Annotated in this window: 12 protein-coding genes; 9 read left to right on the top strand and 3 right to left on the bottom strand. The window is 45.1% G+C overall.

Annotation, left to right across the window (positions count from 1 at the left end):
* Nucleotides 1–39: 39 nt before the first annotated feature.
* The 3 genes from vmeK to erpA all read right to left on the bottom strand — a co-directional run bounded on the left by vmeK (nucleotide 40) and on the right by erpA (nucleotide 4,716).
* Complete coding sequence (gene vmeK, locus R8N49_RS02740; protein ID WP_017820415.1) at nucleotides 40–3,144, bottom strand: multidrug efflux RND transporter permease subunit VmeK; 3,105 nt, start codon at nucleotides 3,142–3,144, stop codon at nucleotides 40–42.
* Nucleotides 3,145–3,153: 9 nt separating this feature from the next.
* A complete protein-coding gene (locus tag R8N49_RS02735) occupies nucleotides 3,154–4,269 on the bottom strand; it encodes an efflux RND transporter periplasmic adaptor subunit (protein WP_005386537.1) in 1,116 nt (371 codons plus the stop codon).
* Nucleotides 4,270–4,374: 105 nt separating this feature from the next.
* A complete protein-coding gene (erpA, locus tag R8N49_RS02730; RefSeq protein WP_005380031.1) occupies nucleotides 4,375–4,716 on the bottom strand; it encodes an iron-sulfur cluster insertion protein ErpA in 342 nt (113 codons plus the stop codon).
* A 246-nt stretch (nucleotides 4,717–4,962) separates the two neighbouring features.
* On the opposite strand from erpA, the gene hemL reads away from it, so the two are divergent.
* The 9 genes from hemL (at nucleotide 4,963) to R8N49_RS02685 (ending at nucleotide 19,082) form a co-directional block, all read left to right on the top strand.
* Nucleotides 4,963–6,258 (top strand): glutamate-1-semialdehyde 2,1-aminomutase, encoded by a 1,296-nt coding sequence (hemL, locus tag R8N49_RS02725; RefSeq protein WP_186584674.1) that lies wholly within the window; start codon nucleotides 4,963–4,965, stop codon nucleotides 6,256–6,258.
* A 345-nt stretch (nucleotides 6,259–6,603) separates the two neighbouring features.
* Entirely contained in the window at nucleotides 6,604–7,689 is a 1,086-nt protein-coding gene (locus R8N49_RS02720; RefSeq protein WP_025768201.1) for an AI-2E family transporter, read from the top strand.
* A 76-nt stretch (nucleotides 7,690–7,765) separates the two neighbouring features.
* Nucleotides 7,766–8,791, top strand: coding sequence for a 16S rRNA (guanine(1207)-N(2))-methyltransferase RsmC (rsmC, locus tag R8N49_RS02715; RefSeq protein ID WP_025768200.1), 1,026 nt, complete (start codon nucleotides 7,766–7,768; stop codon nucleotides 8,789–8,791).
* 226 nt (nucleotides 8,792–9,017) lie between these two features.
* Nucleotides 9,018–12,404, top strand: a complete 3,387-nt coding sequence (locus tag R8N49_RS02710) for a response regulator (protein ID WP_186584672.1) — start codon at nucleotides 9,018–9,020, stop codon at nucleotides 12,402–12,404.
* Nucleotides 12,405–13,185: 781 nt separating this feature from the next.
* Nucleotides 13,186–14,868, top strand: coding sequence for an ABC transporter substrate-binding protein (locus tag R8N49_RS02705; RefSeq protein ID WP_005380037.1), 1,683 nt, complete (start codon nucleotides 13,186–13,188; stop codon nucleotides 14,866–14,868).
* 170 nt (nucleotides 14,869–15,038) lie between these two features.
* Nucleotides 15,039–16,025, top strand: a complete 987-nt coding sequence (locus tag R8N49_RS02700; RefSeq protein ID WP_005380038.1) for an ABC transporter permease — start codon at nucleotides 15,039–15,041, stop codon at nucleotides 16,023–16,025.
* A gap of 2 nt (nucleotides 16,026–16,027) precedes the next feature.
* Nucleotides 16,028–17,053: an ABC transporter permease gene (locus R8N49_RS02695; protein ID WP_054579088.1), complete on the top strand. Its 1,026-nt coding sequence runs from the start codon at nucleotides 16,028–16,030 to the stop codon at nucleotides 17,051–17,053.
* 2 nt (nucleotides 17,054–17,055) lie between these two features.
* Nucleotides 17,056–18,039, top strand: a complete 984-nt coding sequence (locus R8N49_RS02690) for an ABC transporter ATP-binding protein (protein ID WP_005380040.1) — start codon at nucleotides 17,056–17,058, stop codon at nucleotides 18,037–18,039.
* Between the two features lie 47 nt (nucleotides 18,040–18,086).
* On the top strand, nucleotides 18,087–19,082 hold the full coding sequence (locus R8N49_RS02685; protein ID WP_054579087.1) for an ABC transporter ATP-binding protein: 996 nt from the start codon (nucleotides 18,087–18,089) through the stop codon (nucleotides 19,080–19,082).
* Nucleotides 19,083–19,085: the final 3 nt, after the last annotated feature.

The raw sequence follows: 19,085 nt of genomic DNA, 5'->3' as shown, positions 1-19,085 counted from the left end.
GCTGCCCTTTTTGTTTTGTCGATATCATCACGATAAAGCTTACTGTTCGGAGTGATGCTCTCTCCCGAGCATAAGCAAACACGGTGTCAGAACTAACGTTAGCAAAGTCGCAAACGCCAAACCACCCGCGACAGCGGTCGCAAGCTGAGACCACCATTGAGTGCTTGGTGCGCCAAACTCCACTTTCTGATTAACTAAGTCGATGTTCATTTCTAACACCATTGGCAATAAGCCTAATATGGTGGTCACCGTCGTAAGTAAAACGGGTCTTAAACGCTGCACACCGGTACGCAAAATAGCCTCAGATTTTTCTAAGCCACGTTTACGCATCTGATTATAAGTATCGATTAAAACAATATTATTGTTTACCACGATACCAGCCAACGCAATCACTCCAATTCCCGACATAATGATGCCAAATGGCTTTTGGAAAATAAGTAACCCAGCGAAGACACCAACGGTAGAAAACAGCACTGCACTAAGGATTAAGAAAGCTTGATAAAAGCTATTAAACTGCGTAATTAAAATCAAAGCCATGACACCAAGCGCGACAATAAAAGCATTTTGCAAGAATGCTGATGAGTTTTCCTGCTCTTCATTTTGACCCCGAATCTTATATTCAATGCCTTCCGGTAAGTCGAGCTGTTCCATTCCAGCGGCAATCTTAGGTAACTCAAGCGCCAAATTGTAACCTTCCACCATATCCGCTTTAATATTGATAACTCGATGACCGTCGACCCGACGAATAGTGTCTTGCTTATGATCTGGTTTGATTTGAGCAAAATTCGTAATCGGTACCAGACCAGCTGCCGTTTTCACTCTCAGTTGATCAAATCGACCTATGTCGCGCTTATCTTGCGGATAGCGCACCAAAATATCGACTTCTTCATCCGCATCATCGGGCAAATAATCGCCTATTTTCAAGCCGTTCGTAACAAACTGGACGGTATTCCCGACTAAAGTAGCATCCGCTGCAAAGCGAGAGGCGTCATCTCGCTGGATATCAATTTGCCAATCAATCCCTTCCTTATTAGTGGTATCACTCAAGTTGGTCAGTGCAGGATTACCATCAGCCCAATGTCGTACTTTTTTGGCTGCTTCATCTAACGCACTAACACTCAAATTTCGTGATGACACTTCAATCACGAGATCATGCTCGACAGGCGGTCCTGCGTCCGGGAATTTATACTCAAGTTCAACACCATAAAAGCGGTCTGTCGTCTCTTTTAGTTCCTCAATAATGGTTTTCACTTTGCGTCGATACTGCCAATCCACAGGCGTTATTTGAATCTGGCCAATCTCGTCCCCATTATCGCTCGATCCTGTGCGCGTGTAGACACTTTCAAACTCGTCATGACCGAGCATCACCTTCTCGATTTCGCGCATAACAACATCTTTTTCGTGAATAGACAGGTCACCATAAGAACGAACTTTAACGGTAAAAAAGGCAGGGTCCACCTCAGGGAAAAACTCTGCACCCAAGCCAGCTTTGTTGTAAGTGAAGCCGACACCTGCCGCTAGCAGTATCGCGCTGAGTAAGACTTTCCATGGATGACGAATCGCTACCGACAGAGTCTGGTAATAAAGCTTGGTAATGCCAGTCGCTTTTTCAAAGTTGCCGTTATGCAGCTCCACCATTTCTCGCTGAGCTTTCTGATTGACTACTTGAGGCTTGCCAATGATCCCACCGATGACAGGAACGAACAATAAAGCCATCATCAGCGAAGCGGCCAAGGTAGCAATTAAAGTAAGTGGTAAGTACTTCATGAACTCACCAGTTATGTCTGGCCAGAAAAGTAACGGAGCAAACGCAGCCAATGTGGTTGCTGTGGATGCGGTAATAGGCCAGGCCATTCGCTTTGCTGCATCTCGATAGGCTTCTTTACGTGGCGTTCCTTCTTGCATGCGCCGATCTGCAAACTCTGTCACCACAATGGCACCATCCACCAACATGCCTACCGCCATAATTAAAGCAAACAGTACGACGATATTGACCGTCAGCCCAAATACCGATAACACCAACAACCCAGTCAAGAACGATCCTGGAATAGAAATCCCCACGAGAAGCGCGGTCCTAACCCCCAATATGGCAATAATGACGATAACTACGAGGATAATTGCGGATAAGATATTGTTTTGTAGATCACTGAGCATCAATTTGACATCGTCGGATTGATCCCAAGTATATTTAACTTGCAAATTGTCGGGCCACTCGGCGCGCTTCTGTCCCAGAGCCAGTACTTCTTTTACCAGCTCAACCGTTTCAATGATGTTTTCCCCTGCCCGTTTTTTTACGTCCAAAACGATGGCAGATTCGCCATCTAAACGAGCAAAACTTTCAGGATCGCGAAATGCACGTCGTACTGTCGCCACATCGCCAAAAGTGATCACCTCTTTGCCATTCACCTTGATCGGTAGTTCAAGCACATCTTTCAGTGAATCAAAAACCGATGGGACTTTTACCGAAAAGCGTCCATACCCAGTATCGACAAACCCCGCAGCCACAACTCGGTTATTCAAGGCAATTAAATTATAGATGTCCGCTTGATCGAGACCGTAGCTTTCCATCAATAGCGGATCGACAACTATCTCCACGATGTCTTCGCGATCTCCTGCGATTTCAACCTCAAGAACCTGACGGAAACTTTCCAAACGATCACGTAACGTTCTGGCAATCTGAACAATGGTTCGCTCTGGTACGGTGCCATAGAGCACAACGGTCAAAACAGGCTCTTCAGATGCAAACGTGACTTCGTTTACCGTCGGCTCATCACTGTCCTCTGGTAACTTTGGCTTCGCAAGATCAACCGCATCACGCACATCTGCCATCGCTTTATCAAGATCCACTCCGACACTAAATTCCAGCGTCACCGAAGCATGACCTTCTGATGCCACAGAGGTCATCTCTTTTACGCCTTCAATAGAGCGCAACTCTTGCTCTATTGGGCGAACCAATAAACGCTCGGCATCGACAGGAGAAATGCCTTGATGTCCAACAGAAACATAAATAATCGGAATGGTAATATCAGGGCTCGATTCCTTGGGGATTGTGACGTAAGTAATGACACCAGCAATTAATATCATCACCAACAATGTCAGCATAGTGCGAGCGCGAGATAACGCAGCATCAATCAGAGTGTACATAAGTGCTCCTTACTGCTCACTAGCCGCTTCAACAACTACGTCATCAACTTTATTGGCCAGTACTTGATCACCATCTCGCACAAAACCTTGTCCCAGCACGATAATGTCTGCACGCTCTCCTAACCCAGAGAGCCACACACCATCATCCTCGGCCTTAACGAGTTGAATTGGAACAAACTCAACATACTCATTACGCAGTGTCTTGACACCTAAGTTACCTTCTTCATCTAGTGCTAACATGGCAGCCGTAATCTTTACTGCCAACACTTCACTCAACGGCAGCTGTACTTCTGCGCTCATACCGGCAGGAATTCTTGCGTCTTGATTATCAATTTCGATTTCAATTGGAAATGTATTAGTAGAAGCAGAAGAAACACGTCCAATGTAGCGCACACGACCTTGATGATGCTGTTGGTTAATGGTTCTTACGTCGGCTTCTAGGCCTTCCTTAAGGTATTGTATATGCCGTTCACTGACATCGGCTTCAATCACTAAAGTATCCAAATCAATGACCGTCGCAATAGGATCGCCAATCCCGACAAAATCACCTAACTCAACAAAGTGGTGATCTACGATGCCATCAAATGGCGCTTTAACCTCAGTATTTCTTAAAGCCGTTTGCACGTTACTCAAATTCGCACGTGCATCTACCAACGCTGCTTGCGCTGTCGCAAATGCAACCTCACCTTGCAGTCCACGACTTTTTAGCGATTTAGCTGCATTAAACTCTTTCTCTTTAACCAACAGCATCGCCTGGGCCCGTTTAAGTTGAATGCCAAGGTCGCGCTTATCGATGTTTGCGATCACTTGTCCCTGTTTGACCGCTTGGCCTTTCTTTATGTTAAGACTGACTATTTTACCGGCAACTTCGGCGCCAAGACGCGCTTGACGATTGGGCGCTGTTCGTCCATACAATTCAATGGTTTTACTGGTAGGTTCGGCAAGAAAAGTATCAAACATCACCTTTGCAAGTGGTGTCGTGTTCGTGGATGTTGAAGAGTTAGGATGATCATCTTGTGCTTTGAGTTGGCCGATGGTTAGCCATGCAACAAGAAGTAAGACGAGGATAAGAGATACTAGCCAAGGGCGCTCGACAATTCGGCGTCCAAAAGAAAGTCCAGACATATAAAGTCCTTTTTATTATTTCTCTGCATATCTGCGAGCGTGTGCTTTACGTGACATCCTTCTACATAAAGCACAGGCAGCCATTAGCTGCCTGTTAGGTGTTAATTACACACTGAACGATGCACCACAACCACATGTTGTCGTTGCATTGGGGTTATTTACGAAGAAGCGCGCTCCTTCCAACCCTTCTGTGTAGTCAACAATACCGCCAACGAGATATTGCAGACTCATAGGGTCTACAACCAGTGTTACACCACTGTTTACGATTGTTGTATCGCCTTCGTTTACATTTTCATCAAAAGTAAAGCCGTATTGGAAGCCGCTGCAGCCGCCGCCAGTAATGTATACGCGCAGTTTCAATGCTGGGTTTTCTTCTTCAGCAATCAATGCTTTAACGCGAGATGCTGCTGCGTCAGAAAAAGATAATGGTACGTTTACTTCGCTCACGAAGACCTCTCTCACTCGTGTAATGCGTCAAGCCTGAAGCAAGACGTCAAATTTGTGCTAATTGAGACGATTATCCAATACCTGACAAACTCGTTCAAGTATTCGCCGCCGATTCTTTATAACAGATGCGGATATATAAGATTACACTGCGAAACAACACATAAATTAAGCAAAACGTTTCTAACTTGATTATAGCTAGGTACAATGCGCTCCACTTGGTCCGAGCAATCAAAAGAGGATAACCCCATGACCAAATCATCAGATCTGTATCAAAAAGCTCAGCAAACCATCCCTGGCGGTGTCAATTCACCAGTTCGTGCATTCAACGGCGTTGGCGGCTCTCCGCTATTTATCGAACGAGCAGACGGTCCACTGATTTTTGATGCCGATGGTAAAGCGTATATTGATTACGTTGGCTCTTGGGGTCCAATGATTCTTGGCCACAACCACGCGGTTATCCGCGAAGCAGTAATTGATGCAGCGCAACGCGGTCTTAGCTTCGGTGCGCCAACAGAACTTGAAATCGCGATGGCAGAATTAGTTTCTGAGCTTGTTCCATCAATGGAGCAAGTCCGCATGGTAAGTTCTGGTACTGAAGCTACTATGAGCGCGATTCGCCTTGCACGTGGCTTCACCGGTCGCGATAAGATCATGAAATTTGAAGGTTGTTACCACGGCCACGCTGATAGCTTGCTAGTAAAAGCAGGTTCTGGTGCACTAACTCTAGGCCAACCAAGCTCTCCTGGCGTTCCTGCAGATTTTGCTAAACACACGCTAACAGCAACATTCAACGACCTAGATTCTGTACGCGAGCTATTTGCTGCTAACAAAGGCGAAATTGCTTGTATCATCGTTGAGCCAGTAGCAGGCAACATGAACTGTATTCCACCAGTGGAAGGCTTCCACGAAGGGCTACGTGAAATCTGTGATCAAGAAGGCGCGCTACTAATTTTTGATGAAGTAATGACAGGCTTCCGTGTTGCTCTAGGCGGCGCGCAAGCACACTACAACATCAAACCCGACCTAACGACACTGGGTAAAGTGATTGGTGGCGGTATGCCAGTAGGTGCTTTCGGTGGCCGTAAAGAAGTGATGCAATACGTTGCACCTACAGGCCCAGTTTACCAAGCTGGTACCCTTTCCGGTAACCCTGTCGCAATGGCAGCAGGCTACGCATGTTTGAACCTTCTAAAAGAAGAAGGCAACGAAAAGCGCCTAGCTTCTAAAACGAAACAACTTGCTGAAGGTTTTAAGTCTCTAGCAGAAAAACACGGTATTCCGCTAGTTGTTAACCAAGTGGGCGGTATGTTCGGCTTCTTCTTCACTGACCAAGAAAAAGTAACTTGCTACGAAGACGTAACGAAGTGCGATGTAGAACGCTTCAAGCGTTTCTTCCACTTAATGCTAAAACACGGTGTCTACCTTGCGCCATCTGCGTTTGAAGCGAGCTTTACTTCACTCGCTCATGGTTCAAAAGAGATTGATGCCACACTAGAAGCTGCTGACCGCTGTTTTGCTGTTCTTGCAGAAGAAGCGAAGTAATCGCTAAAAACGGCGATAACGCATTTAGAAAAGGACCGTAACGGTCCTTTTTTATTGCCAATTCAAAATAACCAATATCGCTAATACCCCAACGACAATGCCAAACCACGGTATTCGCTTAGCTTTTTTCTCGGTTTGACACTTTTTATCACCGTTGCAACAACCCATAGCTCATCTCTTGATTGATAACCGACTGATTTGTAGTCATTATAGCAAGGTACATCGCCCTGCTCTAATTCGGCATTGTCATAAGCTTGAAAGAGTTAAGAGTGCAAAGTAATAAAGGTTACACGCCATCATTGAAGGCATAAACCGTAAACGTCACCTGTAAGTTGGACTAATACCATGCCAAATAATGTAAAAATAACGTCGAGTCACCGAGTACTAATGGTTGCTTTACTCGCCGCTGCTTTTGCTTGCTACTTATTGGTTGAGCCATATATCAATTCAATTGTGATGGCTTTTATCATTTCTTTGCTCATGTTTCCGATACACGAATGGTTTGAGCAGAAAATTCCCAAGCACCCCAATATGGCGGCACTGCTGTCATGTGTCGTCTTGACGTTTATTATTGTTATCCCGCTTTTATTTGTGTTTGCCGCCATTGTTCAGCAAGGCTCTGTTTTCTCACAAAATACATATAATTGGGTTACCAATGGTGGCATCCAAGATATATTCCAACATCCTTTCGTTATCAAAGGCTTATCGATTGTTAATGAGTACTTACCTTTTGATAAAATCGAGCCCAAAGCCATTGCTGAGAAAATTGGTCAATTTGCCACATCGTTTGGCTCTAACTTAGTCGCTATCAGCGCAAAGATTTTAGGAGACGCAACCAACTTCCTAATGAACTTCTTCCTAATGCTGTTTGTGCTGTTTTTTCTGCTTCGTGACCACGACAAAATTATCTCTGCGATTCGTCATATCCTGCCACTCTCACGTAGCCAAGAAGACCGCATATTGACAGAGATAGAGCAAGTTTCTAAATCAGCCGTAATGGGCTCATTCATGACAGCGATTGCTCAAGGTCTGGCTGGCGGTATCGGTATGTGGCTCGCCGGCTTCCCTGGGTTATTTTGGGGAACAATGATGGGCTTTGCATCATTCATTCCAGTGGTAGGAACCGCACTAATCTGGATTCCTGCAGCAGCGTACTTGTTCTTAACAGGCGATATGACTTGGGCTATCTTCTTGACGGTGTGGAGTGTAGTTGTCGTTGGCTCTATAGATAACCTATTGCGTCCGTTGCTAATGCAAGGCAGCGCCGGCATGAATACCCTTATGATTTTCTTCTCATTACTGGGTGGTCTGCATCTGTTTGGTTTGATTGGTCTTATCTACGGCCCACTTATTTTTGCCGTGACCATGGTACTGTTTAATATCTACGAGGAAGAATTCAAAGACTTCCTTAACCAACAAGACAACAGCTAGTCACCGCTTAATCACTTCAAGCTTGGGGCAGATTGTGCGAAAATCTGCCCCAAATTATTTCTGATGAACCAAATTTATGTCTGCTTATATCGCTCCTAGCCAAATAGCTCAGCGCCAACTTGAATACTTCAACGGAAAACACGTTTTAGTCGCTGGTGAAGTTGAAGACCTATTTCCTCTTGAGTTAGTGGCTCATTGTGAGTCTGTTGAAGTGTTTACTTCCAACTATAGCTACTACCGCCAAATTCAAACCTCTGACAAAGTGAAAAGTCATTTTGGCTCTGTGTTTGATGTTGAAACAAAAGCAGACATGGTCCTTTTATACTGGCCAAAGGCAAAAGCTGAAGCAGAATACTTGCTGGCGATGTTGATGGCGAAACTGGGCATTAACACCGAAATCGTCATCGTTGGTGAAAACCGCTCCGGCATCAAGAGCATCGAGAAGATGTTCCAAGAATACGGCCCTGTGAACAAGTACGACTCTGCTCGTCGCTGCTCATTTTACTGGGGTAATTGCCTCAATGAACCAAAACCTTTCAACCAAGCAGATTGGTTTAAGTCTTACACTGTTACACTCGGTGAGCAGTCGCTAGCGGTTAAGAGCCTACCTGGCGTATTCAGCCATGGCGAGTTCGACTTAGGTAGCCGATTGCTGCTTGAAACCTTACCTAAGCTGTCGGGCAAAGTGCTCGACTTTGGTTGTGGTGCAGGTGTGCTCGGTGCGTTTATGGCGAAAGCGAATCCAGAGATCGCGATTGAGATGTGTGACATTAATGCTTATGCGATCACTTCTAGCCAAGCCACATTAGAAGCGAATGGTTTATCCGGACGCGTATTTGCATCAGATATATACTCGGATACCGCAAAAGACTACCGCTTTATTATCAGCAACCCGCCATTCCACAGTGGTTTAGACACAAATTACAACGCAGCGGAAACCTTGTTGGGCCAGGCACCACAATATCTAACCAAAGACGGTGAAATGGTGATTGTCGCGAATAGCTTCTTAAAATACCCACCAATTATCGAGCGGGCGTTTAATAATTGCGAGACGCTAAATAAGACCAATAAATTTTCTATCTACTACGCGAAAAAATCATAACTTCCCCCCGCGCAGGCACAAACCTGCGCGATTTTTTCTCATAAATTCAACACTCATAAGAAAAACTGCGTCACCCTGCACGCTTTACAACTAACTTTCTTGTCAAAGAAAAAAAACTCGTTAATTTTGTTAATTCTATCTAGTTGAACATCTTATCCGTTTTTAACGAGAACCTCGGCAGCGAAGTATGTTTTAGAACTGCCCATTATGAGTTGTAATCTTATCCATGTTTAAATTCTACAAAAAACAGAAATTTAAGCGCCTTCAGAGTACACTGATGACCGCATTTCTGGTGCTCAGTATCACACCTCTTACCATTACTGCGATCTTTTTCTTGCAGTCCCACAGTAAAGATCTGCAAGAACAAAGCACCTCGCACTTACTGTCTGTTCGAGATACAAAACAGCAGCAAATCATCGACTACTTTGAGGCACGAGAAACCGAAGTCATGGGCTTTGTGCGCTCAGAGTTGGCTTACGCCAGTGGTGGCCGATTCTACGGTCTCGTCAATGCTTTTAGTCGTTTAGGCAATGATATTGAAGAGTCTCGTAAAAACGCCCAACAGCGCTACATCGAGGGCAGCGGAGACCAAATCAAAACCTCAACGTTACCCGAGTCATCCAACTATGTAGGAAGTGAACGTTACCGACTTTTGCATAAACGCTATCATTGGGCCTACTTGGAGCTCCTCAAGCGCTCTGATTTTAATGACATTTTGCTGGTCGACATCAATGGTAACGTCACCTACTCGATCAACAAAGACGATAACTACGGAACGAACTTGTTATCAGGCCCCTACAAAGACTCGGCACTTGGCAAAACTTTCAAGCGTCTCGCCGATGATGTGACTGAACGTCGAAAAGTAAACGAAGACTACACTCCTGTGATTGTGTCTGACTTCGAGCTGGAAGGGGGTAAATCAGTCGCTTGGCTAGGTGCACCAATTGTTCAGCAAGGTTATCTACACAGCTATGCCATGTTCCGCTTGCCAAATAATGGCATCACTAAGTTAGCCGCAGACGCTAATCGAGAGTCATCCATTAACACCTTGCTGGTTGGAAATGATCACCAACCTCGCACAATCAACACGAAACAAGACGACATTAAGAACAGTTTAGAAGTGATCGATAAAGCACTCTCTGGTGCGTTTGGTGTCGGCACTTACACGAACGGCTTAGGTGAAGAAATAATCGCGGCTTATGCACCGATTGAAACTCGTGGTGTGATTTGGGCGCTCGTCGTACAGTTACCAGAAAACGAAGCTTTCGCTCGTATCCATCAACTCGAAAAACTATTCGTTATCGCTATGTTGATCGCCATTATCCTTGTGGTGATAGCTTCTCACTATTTATCAAACTTTATCACTTCTCCGTTGCTGAAATTGACTTGGGTTGCCGAAAAGGTCTCTGCAGGGGATCTTGATGACACGTCTTTTAATACGGTTCGTAAAGATGAAATTGGTCGGCTTGCGTTAAGCTTTGAACGAATGCAACGCTCTATTCGAGATAAGATTCAAACCATTAAGAAGCAAAATGAAGAACTAGAAAGCAACATACAGATCATTCAAAAACAGAATGAAGAACTGCAATTGGCCGATAAATTAAAAGATGAATTCTTAGCCACGACTTCTCATGAACTTCGTACACCGTTACACGGCATGGTCGGGATTGCTGAAACCTTAGCGTCCGGCGCCAATGGTGCGATCCCCGCTAGCCAGAAATATCAGCTTGATATCATCATTAAAAGTGGTCAGCGTCTCGCTAATCTAGTCGATGACTTGTTGGATTATCATAAAATGCGTTATGGAAGCATGGATATCCAGAAATCAGCAGTGAGTTTGGGCAGTGCAACACGATTGGTTTTAGAGCTTTCTAGCCATTTACTCGGAAGTAAAACCATCCGCATCATCAACCAAGTCCCAGCGGATTTAAAAGCAGTGTCAGCTGACCCGCAACGCCTTGAACAAGTGCTATATAACCTGATTGGCAATGCGATTAAATACACCTCAGAAGGTAAAATTGTTATCTCCGCTAATGTGGTAGATGATCATGTACGCGTACAAGTTGTGGATACTGGACAAGGAATTCCCGCAGAACAACTTGAACATATTTTTGAACCACTCATCCAAGCAGGGCAAGACGCGAGCCGTTATCGTCAAGGTGCAGGACTTGGGCTCTCCATTAGCCGTCAATTGATCGAATTAATGGGAGGCTCGTTATACGTCAGTAGCCAACCAATGGTCGGAACTACCTTCAGTTTCACTTTACCGCTCGCCAGTGAAGAAGAAATCCAAGCAACCCAGACTCTAGCTGCGCACGGACACTTCCAAATCCCTGAAGTTAATGTAGAGAACCGCGAAGACTTATCACTTCCAGAGAACCCAGACGGCCCGTTACTGTATGTTGCTGACGATGAACCAGTAAACTTACGCGTGCTTGAAAGCTTTTTACGTTTAGAGGGCTATCGTGTGCGTACCGTCTCCGATGGGCCAGAAACGTTAGCGCTCGTCGAGCAAGAGAAGCCGGAACTTCTGTTATTGGATATCATGATGCCAGGCATGAGCGGCTACCAAGTTTGTAGTGAACTACGTGAAACCTATGATCATGCCGAGTTGCCAATCATTATGCTCACCGCACTCAGTCAAACAGAAGATCGTGTAAGAGGTTTTGAAGCAGGAGCCAACGACTATTTATCGAAACCATTTAATAAACAAGAGTTGGCGGCACGTATCCAAGCGCATTTAACGGCAAGTAAAGCAGAAATGCGCCATATGGAAAACAAAGTGCTAGAGTCTGAACTTAGACAGCGAGCAGTCGTTGAAGCAAGCTTACTTGAGACTCAAGGTCGTTTGTTGGAACAGCTAGAATCGGCTCCTGAAGCTATCATCTGTCTACGTGAAGACAAGCGTATTCGCTTTGCTAACGAAGCTGCTTGTAAGCTATTCAAGCGCAGCTTAGAACAGCTAAAGCGCTCATCTGCTGATGAGCTGATTGCCCCTAAATATCTAACCGTCAAACAACCTCATTACTGTGGCAAGATTGATATCTATATTGAAGATATTCGTCAGAACATCGAAGCAGACATTCTTAAGCTCCCTGAAGGTTCAGGGTTAGATATCATGTACATCTTTAATGTCGGCGGTGGAGCCAGTGCCGCTCGCATACATAATCTAGAAACCGCCGTAGAAGTGCTTTCAAGTTATGCATTTGATGGTGACAAAGACCAATTGCAAAAGCTAAAAGAGCTTGGCGGAGAATTTACGCGCCTTGCAGACAAAGCACTCGGTAATAAAAAGGACAAGCAAGAACTTATGCGGGAAGTTCTAGTCGACGCAATGACACATGCTTTAGAGTATTGGGAATCTGTAACGGGTGAAAGTAAATTCGCATTTGCAGAGCAAAGTGGCTTGTGGCGCGTTTATCTAGACCGAAGTACTTTACAAACACGCACCTTAGATAAATACATGCGTATAGAAACATTACCCAAAACACCACGTTGGAGAACGGTGCTAAGCTCGATAGAGTTCATTCTCGAACACTGCAAAGAACAGAGCCCCGAGAGAGCATACATAGAAGCACAACGAGATAAACTACAGCGACTATTGACCAGCTAATATTTATCAAAAAACTAGCCCAGCGTGCATGCTGGGCTTTTTTGTTATTCGAGTATTCCCTTCCTAGAGATAAAAGAGACCGCCTCTTCCTACCCCATTACCATATTTCCAATAACGAACATTCGGTTAGACAACGCTATCTATTGTTGGTCTTCAAAACGTACGACCTTATCCATTTAACTTGTCTTAACTAGGTAAGTTCGAGCAACCGAAAAAACTTCATTCATATAATAAAAAAAGGACAACAAACGGAAGAAAACTGTCGATAAAAAAGGCCATTTTTCAGATAACAAGCGGATTTTGACGAACTATTGATAGAGATTGCGAACTTAATCACAACAGAACGGCAGATTAATTTTTAGCTGATTAATTAACACCATTTCTGCATGTGAGCGAGATCTCCGAACCTAGAAAACAAGCAGGAAACGTATATTTAAAAAGGACCAGCAGGTTAGTAATCACCAACACTTATTATTAACAAGGATATAAACTGCGACGCATATCAACGTTTATTTTTTGGCCCAATGCTGGTTAAAATTAGCCAAAATAACGTTTATAACGGAGAGCTCAGAGATTTTAACGTTTTTAACGGGAATCAAGTTTGATTATTTTATGGATAAGGTGTTTTCTTACTCCTACCTAAGGCCTACAGGCCACTCTTGGCGAAACTCAATGTTGTAATGAGTAAGGCATGTACAAGAGGTAGGTCTTAGAGAGTGTTTATCAATTGATGACATTCAATTCCATTTAGTGAAATGAAAGCAAATAGTAAGGAACAGCTATGCTTGCCAATATTAAAAAAACAGCACTAGCAACAGCAATTATTGCAACGGCTACTACAGGTTTTGCATCGGTAGCTACTGCGGCTGAACGCAGTGAACTGACTATCCACCCTAAAGAGTTTACAACTTTCGTTCGTAACTTTAACCCTTTCTTGGGTGCAACTAACCTGCACACAACAACCGACTTTATTTACGAGCCGCTCGTTGTTTTTAACGAAATGCACGGTAACACGCCTGTATTTCGTCTAGCAGAAAACTTTACCATGGCTGATGACCTGATGAGCGTAACCTTCGATATCCGTAAGGGCGTAAAATGGTCTGATGGCAAAGCGTTTACCGCTGATGATGTTGTTTATTCTTTCAACCTAGTTAAAGAGAAGCCAGAGCTAGACCAATCTGGTATCAACTCTTGGGTGACTGGCGTAGAAAAAGTTAACGACTACCAAGTTAAATTCCGTCTAAGCGAAGCAAACTCAAACGTTCCTTACGAAATTGCGAAAGTACCAGTCGTACCTAAGCACGTATGGAGCAAAGTAAAAGATCCAGCAACATTCACAAACGAAAATCCAGTAGGCAGTGGTCCATTTACTGAAATCGACACTTTCACACCGCAGCTATATATCCAGTGTGAGAACCCGAATTATTGGGATGCTGACAACCTAGATGTAGATTGTCTGCGTGTGCCACAAATCGCGAACAACGACCAATTCTTGGGCAAAATCGTTAACGGCGAAATGGACTGGACGTCTTCATTCGTACCAGACATCGACCGTACGTACGCTGCAGCAAGTCCGAATCACCACTACTGGTACCCACCAGCGGGTACTCAAGCATTTGTAGTGAACTTCAAAAACCCAGACGCTGCGAAAAACGAAGCACTAACTAACGTTGACTTCCGTCGTGCGTTCTCTATGGCGCTAGACCGTCAAACTATCATTGATATCGCTTTCTACGGCGGCGGTACAGTGAACGACTTCGCATCTGGCCTTGGCTACGCATTCGAAGCTTGGTCTGATGAAGAGACGCACAACAAGTACAAAGGCTACAACACATACAACGCGGAAGGTGCGAAAAAGCTTCTAGCTAAAGCTGGCTTCAAAGATGTAAACAAAGATGGCTTTGTGGATACACCATCTGGCAAGTCTTTCGAGCTTCTAATTCAATCACCAAACGGTTGGACTGACTTCAACAACACGGTACAACTAGCCGTTGAGCAACTAGCAGAAGTGGGCATTAAAGCTCGTGCTCGTACACCGGACTTCTCGGTATACAACCAAGCTATGCTAGAAGGTACTTACGACGTTGCTTACACCAACTACTTCCACGGTGCAGATCCACACTTGTACTGGGATAGTGGCTACAACTCGAAGCTACAAGCTGGTGACGGCATGCCTCGCTTTGCAATGCACTTCTACAAGAACGATAAGCTAGACGGTCTTCTTAACAGCTTCTACAAGACAGCAGATAAACAAGAACAACTAGAGATCGCTCATGGCATTCAGAAGATCATTGCTCAGGACCAAGTAACTATTCCTGTGCTATCTGGCGCGTACATGTACCAATACAACACAACTCGCTTCACTGGTTGGTGGAACGAAGAAAACCCTAAGGGCCGTCCAAACATTTGGGCAGGTATCCCAGAGCGTCTACTTCACGTACTGGACCTAAAACCAGTTAAATAAGTAGAAGTTCATTTCAAGCGGCATACATCCCGTGTGCCGCCTATAAAAATCCCTTGTTAACGAAACCAATATGTGGCGCTCGTCGTCAGGGGATTTTTCGCTCTAAATTTCGCTAGGAGCGACCTGAAACCAGAAACAGGGAAAAAATCTGGGTGAGTAAGGTGTGAGTTATGGGTTATTTTTTAAGACGTTTGTCGTTCTATCTTGTCGCGCTCTTAGTTGCAGCGACGTTAAACTTTATTATTCCGCGAGCAATGCCTGGTGACCCAGTTACCATGATGTTTGCTAATGCTTCAGTACAGGTGACTCCAGAACGAATCGCAGCAATGAAAGAACTGCTCGGTTTCGTTGATGGGCCAATTTACATTCAGTACTTCTCGTACATTAAAAACATTCTAAGTTGGGAATTGGGCACCTCAATCCAGTTCTACCCACTTTCAGTTAATTCTTTACTAGGTAGTGCATTTGGCTGGTCACTATTTCTAGCTGGTACTGCGGTTGTACTTTCTTTCTCCATCGCTTCTGTCCTTGGTATTTTTGCCGCCTGGAAGCGCGGTAGTAAGTACGATGCATTCGTAACGCCTGGCACATTGATCATTCAAGCTATTCCACAAATGGTTATCGCAATGTTAGCGCTGTTTACCTTTGCGATTGGCCTGAAATGGTTCCCATCTGGCTATGCTTACACGCCAGGTACTATTCCTGATTGGACAAGCTGGGAGTTCATCAAGAACGTGGGTTACCACGCTGTACTACCTCTATTCTGTGCAACCATCGTTCAAATTGGTGGCTTCTTAGTTAACATGCGTAACAACATGATCAACCTTCTCGCCGAAGACTATATCACGATGGCTAAAGGTAAAGGGCTGAGTGAAAACCGCGTCGTCTTTAATTACGCCGCACGTAACGCACTACTTCCAAGTGTTACCGCACTGTCTATGTCTTTAGGTATGGCCATTGGAGGTCAATTAATCATCGAGATGATTTTCAACTACCCAGGCCTAGGTACTGTTCTATTGAACGCAATTCACGCTCGTGACTACCAAGTACTTCAAGGTCAGTTAATTATCATGACGATGTTCATGCTGTGCTTCAACTTAATGGCTGACATGCTGTACATGATTCTAGACCCTCGCCTACGTACGGGAGGCAAATAATCATGAAAGAACTATTCAAACTTATTTTAGGTAACGCATTTGCTCGCATTGGTCTTGGCATTGTTACGCTGTTCGTGTTCGTTGCGATTGCCGCTCCTTTACTTACAAAGCATGCGCCAGACAAGCGAACCGGTAACCCACACGAATACCCAAGCTTTGTTGTAAAACAGGCACAAAACAATCCTGATGGTTGGGTCGCTAAAAACCTGGCAGACGATCGTCGTACGCTGATTATGTCTAAAAAGGCCGACCACGTATTAGGTACTAGCCGAATGGGTCGCGATATCTGGTCGCAAGTGGCTTACGGTGCACGAGTATCACTGGGTGTAGGCTTTGGCGCTGGCATCATCGTGTGCTTCTTAGCAACAGTCATTGGTATATCGGCAGGTTACTTCGGCGGTAAAGTGGATGACATATTGAGTGCCGCAATGAACATCATGTTAGTAATTCCGCAGTATCCATTGCTATTCGTGCTGGCGGCCTTTATCGGTGAAGCAGGCCCACTCACCATTGCCTTGATTATCGCTGGTACTTCTTGGGCATGGGGTGCACGTGTTGTCCGCTCTCAAACTATGGCACTACGCGAGAAAGAGTTCGTTAAAGCTGCCGAAGTATTGGGAGAGTCTTCATTCCGTATCATCTTCGTTGAGATTTTACCAAACCTTATCCCGATTGTCGGTGCGAGCTTCATTGGCTCAGTAATGCTGGCGATCAACACTGAAGCGGTCATTTCGTTCCTAGGTTTGGGTGATGCCAACACGATCAGTTGGGGCATCATGCTTTACAACGTGCAAACCTCATCAGCCATGCTGATTGGCGCATGGTGGGAAGTACTAGCACCTTGTATTGCCCTAACACTACTGGTTACTGGTCTTGCTCTGTTGAACTTTGCCGTTGACGAAATTGCGAACCCTCAACTTCGTTCTCACAAAGGCATGAAACGCTGGAAAAAACTAGCAGCAAAAGACAAGAAAGAACGTGAGCCTGAACTGGCACCACAAAATGCACTATGGAGCGGAGATAAATAATCATGACTGCACCACTAATTTCCATCCGTAACCTATGCGTAGACTACATCACAGACGCGGGCGATGTCCGCGCCTGTAACAACGTGAGCTTCGACATTGCACCAGGTGAAGTATTCGGTCTGGCTGGTGAATCTGGCTGTGGCAAATCCACTGTTGCCTTCTCACTAATGCGCCTTCATAAGCCGCCAGCGTTTATCACAGGTGGTGAGGTGATCTTCAACGGTGAAGATATCCTTCAGTACAGCGATGATCGCATGCAAGCGTTCCGCTGGAGTGAAATGTCGATGGTATTCCAGAGTGCGATGAACGCTTTGAACCCTGTTCTAACCATGGAAGAGCAGTTCTGTGACGTCATCATGCGTCATACCAATATGACTCGCGCTCAAGCAAAAACACGCGCTGAAGGTCTGCTGGAAATCGTTGATATCCACCCTAGCCGATTGAGTGATTACCCGCACCAGTTCTCTGGTGGTATGCGTCAACGTCTAGTAATCGCAATCGCTTTGGCTCTGAACCCAAAAATGATCATCATGGACGAACCGACTACCGCATTGGATGTAGTGGTTCAACGTGAAATTCTACAAAAAATTTACGCGCTTAAAGAAGAGTTTGGTTTCTCAATTCTGTTCATCACACATGACTTGTCATTGATGGTCGAGTTCTCGGATCGTATCGGCATCATGTACTCAGGTGAGTTGATTGAAGTCGCGCCTTCTAAGCAAATTCTGGAAAGTCCTTACCACCCTTACACCAAAGGTTTGGGTAGCTCTTTCCCTCCACTAACTGGACCAAAGACCAAATTGACTGGTATTCCAGGTAACCCGTTGAACTTGCTAGAAGTACCACGGGGCTGCCGCTTCCAAGCTCGTTGCGATCGCGTACATGAAGCATGTACACGTGTACCAACCCAATTACGTCAAATTGAACCAGGTCGCCTCTCAAATTGCCATTTGTACGGCGACACCATTGCTCAAGCTAAGGTTTAACAACAAAAAAACGCTAGCTAAGAACAAAAATTACACTGGAGAGAATTATGAGCAAACAATTCGGCGAACTGCTGATTGAGGGTAAAAATGTCGTTAAGGACTTCCCTTTAAACAGTAACTCAATCAAACAATCTAAGATGCGCGCAATCAACGACGTCTCTTTCAAAATGTACAAGAGCCGCGGCTTGTCAGTGGTAGGTGAATCTGGTTCAGGTAAGTCTACTACTGCAAAAATGATTGCAAAAATGTACGCACCAACCGATGGCATCATTGAGTACAAAGGTCGTGATATCCAAGACATCACCTCTCGTCACGATTTAATGACCTACCGTGAAGGTGTACAAATGGTGTGGCAAGACCCGTTTGGCTCGCTAAACCCAACGCACAATATCTTCCACCATATTGCTCGACCACTGCTAATCCACAAAAAGGTCTCACCTAGCAACAAGAAAGAACTGGAAGAGCGTGTGTACGACCTACTTGAACAAGTTGGTCTTATTCCCCCAAAAGAAACGGCGCAAAAGTTCCCGCACCAGCTATCTGGCGGTCAGCGTCAGCGTGTCAACCTGGCTCGTAACATTGCGGTTGGAGCTGAAGTAGTCTTGGCGGATGAGCCAACATCCATGCTCGATGTATCGATCCGCGCTGGCGTTTTGAACTTGATGGAAGAGATGAAGTTCGAGAAACAAATGTCTCTGCTCTACATCACTCACGACATCGCAACAGCGCGTTACATTGCTGAAGATCTTGCGGTCATGTACGTAGGTCACATGGTTGAATGGGGCGATACTGAAGAAATCATTCACGACCCTCAACACCCATATACGCAACTGTTGGTATCTGCGGTTCCAGATCCATCGAAGTCTATTCACGAGAAACTGAAAGGCAACAAAGGGGAAATCCCACTTTGGACACCAGAATCTGTCGGCTGTCCATTTGCTGGACGTTGTGTACACGCTACCGACAAATGTCGTGAACGACTACCAGGCGTCACTCAACTGTCCGACAACCACTTTGTCCGCTGTTACTTATTTGAAGATTAATCA

The sequence above is a fragment of the Vibrio sp. 1978 genome, from assembly GCF_033344345.1.
This window is presented reverse-complemented; position numbering and strand designations above follow the sequence as displayed.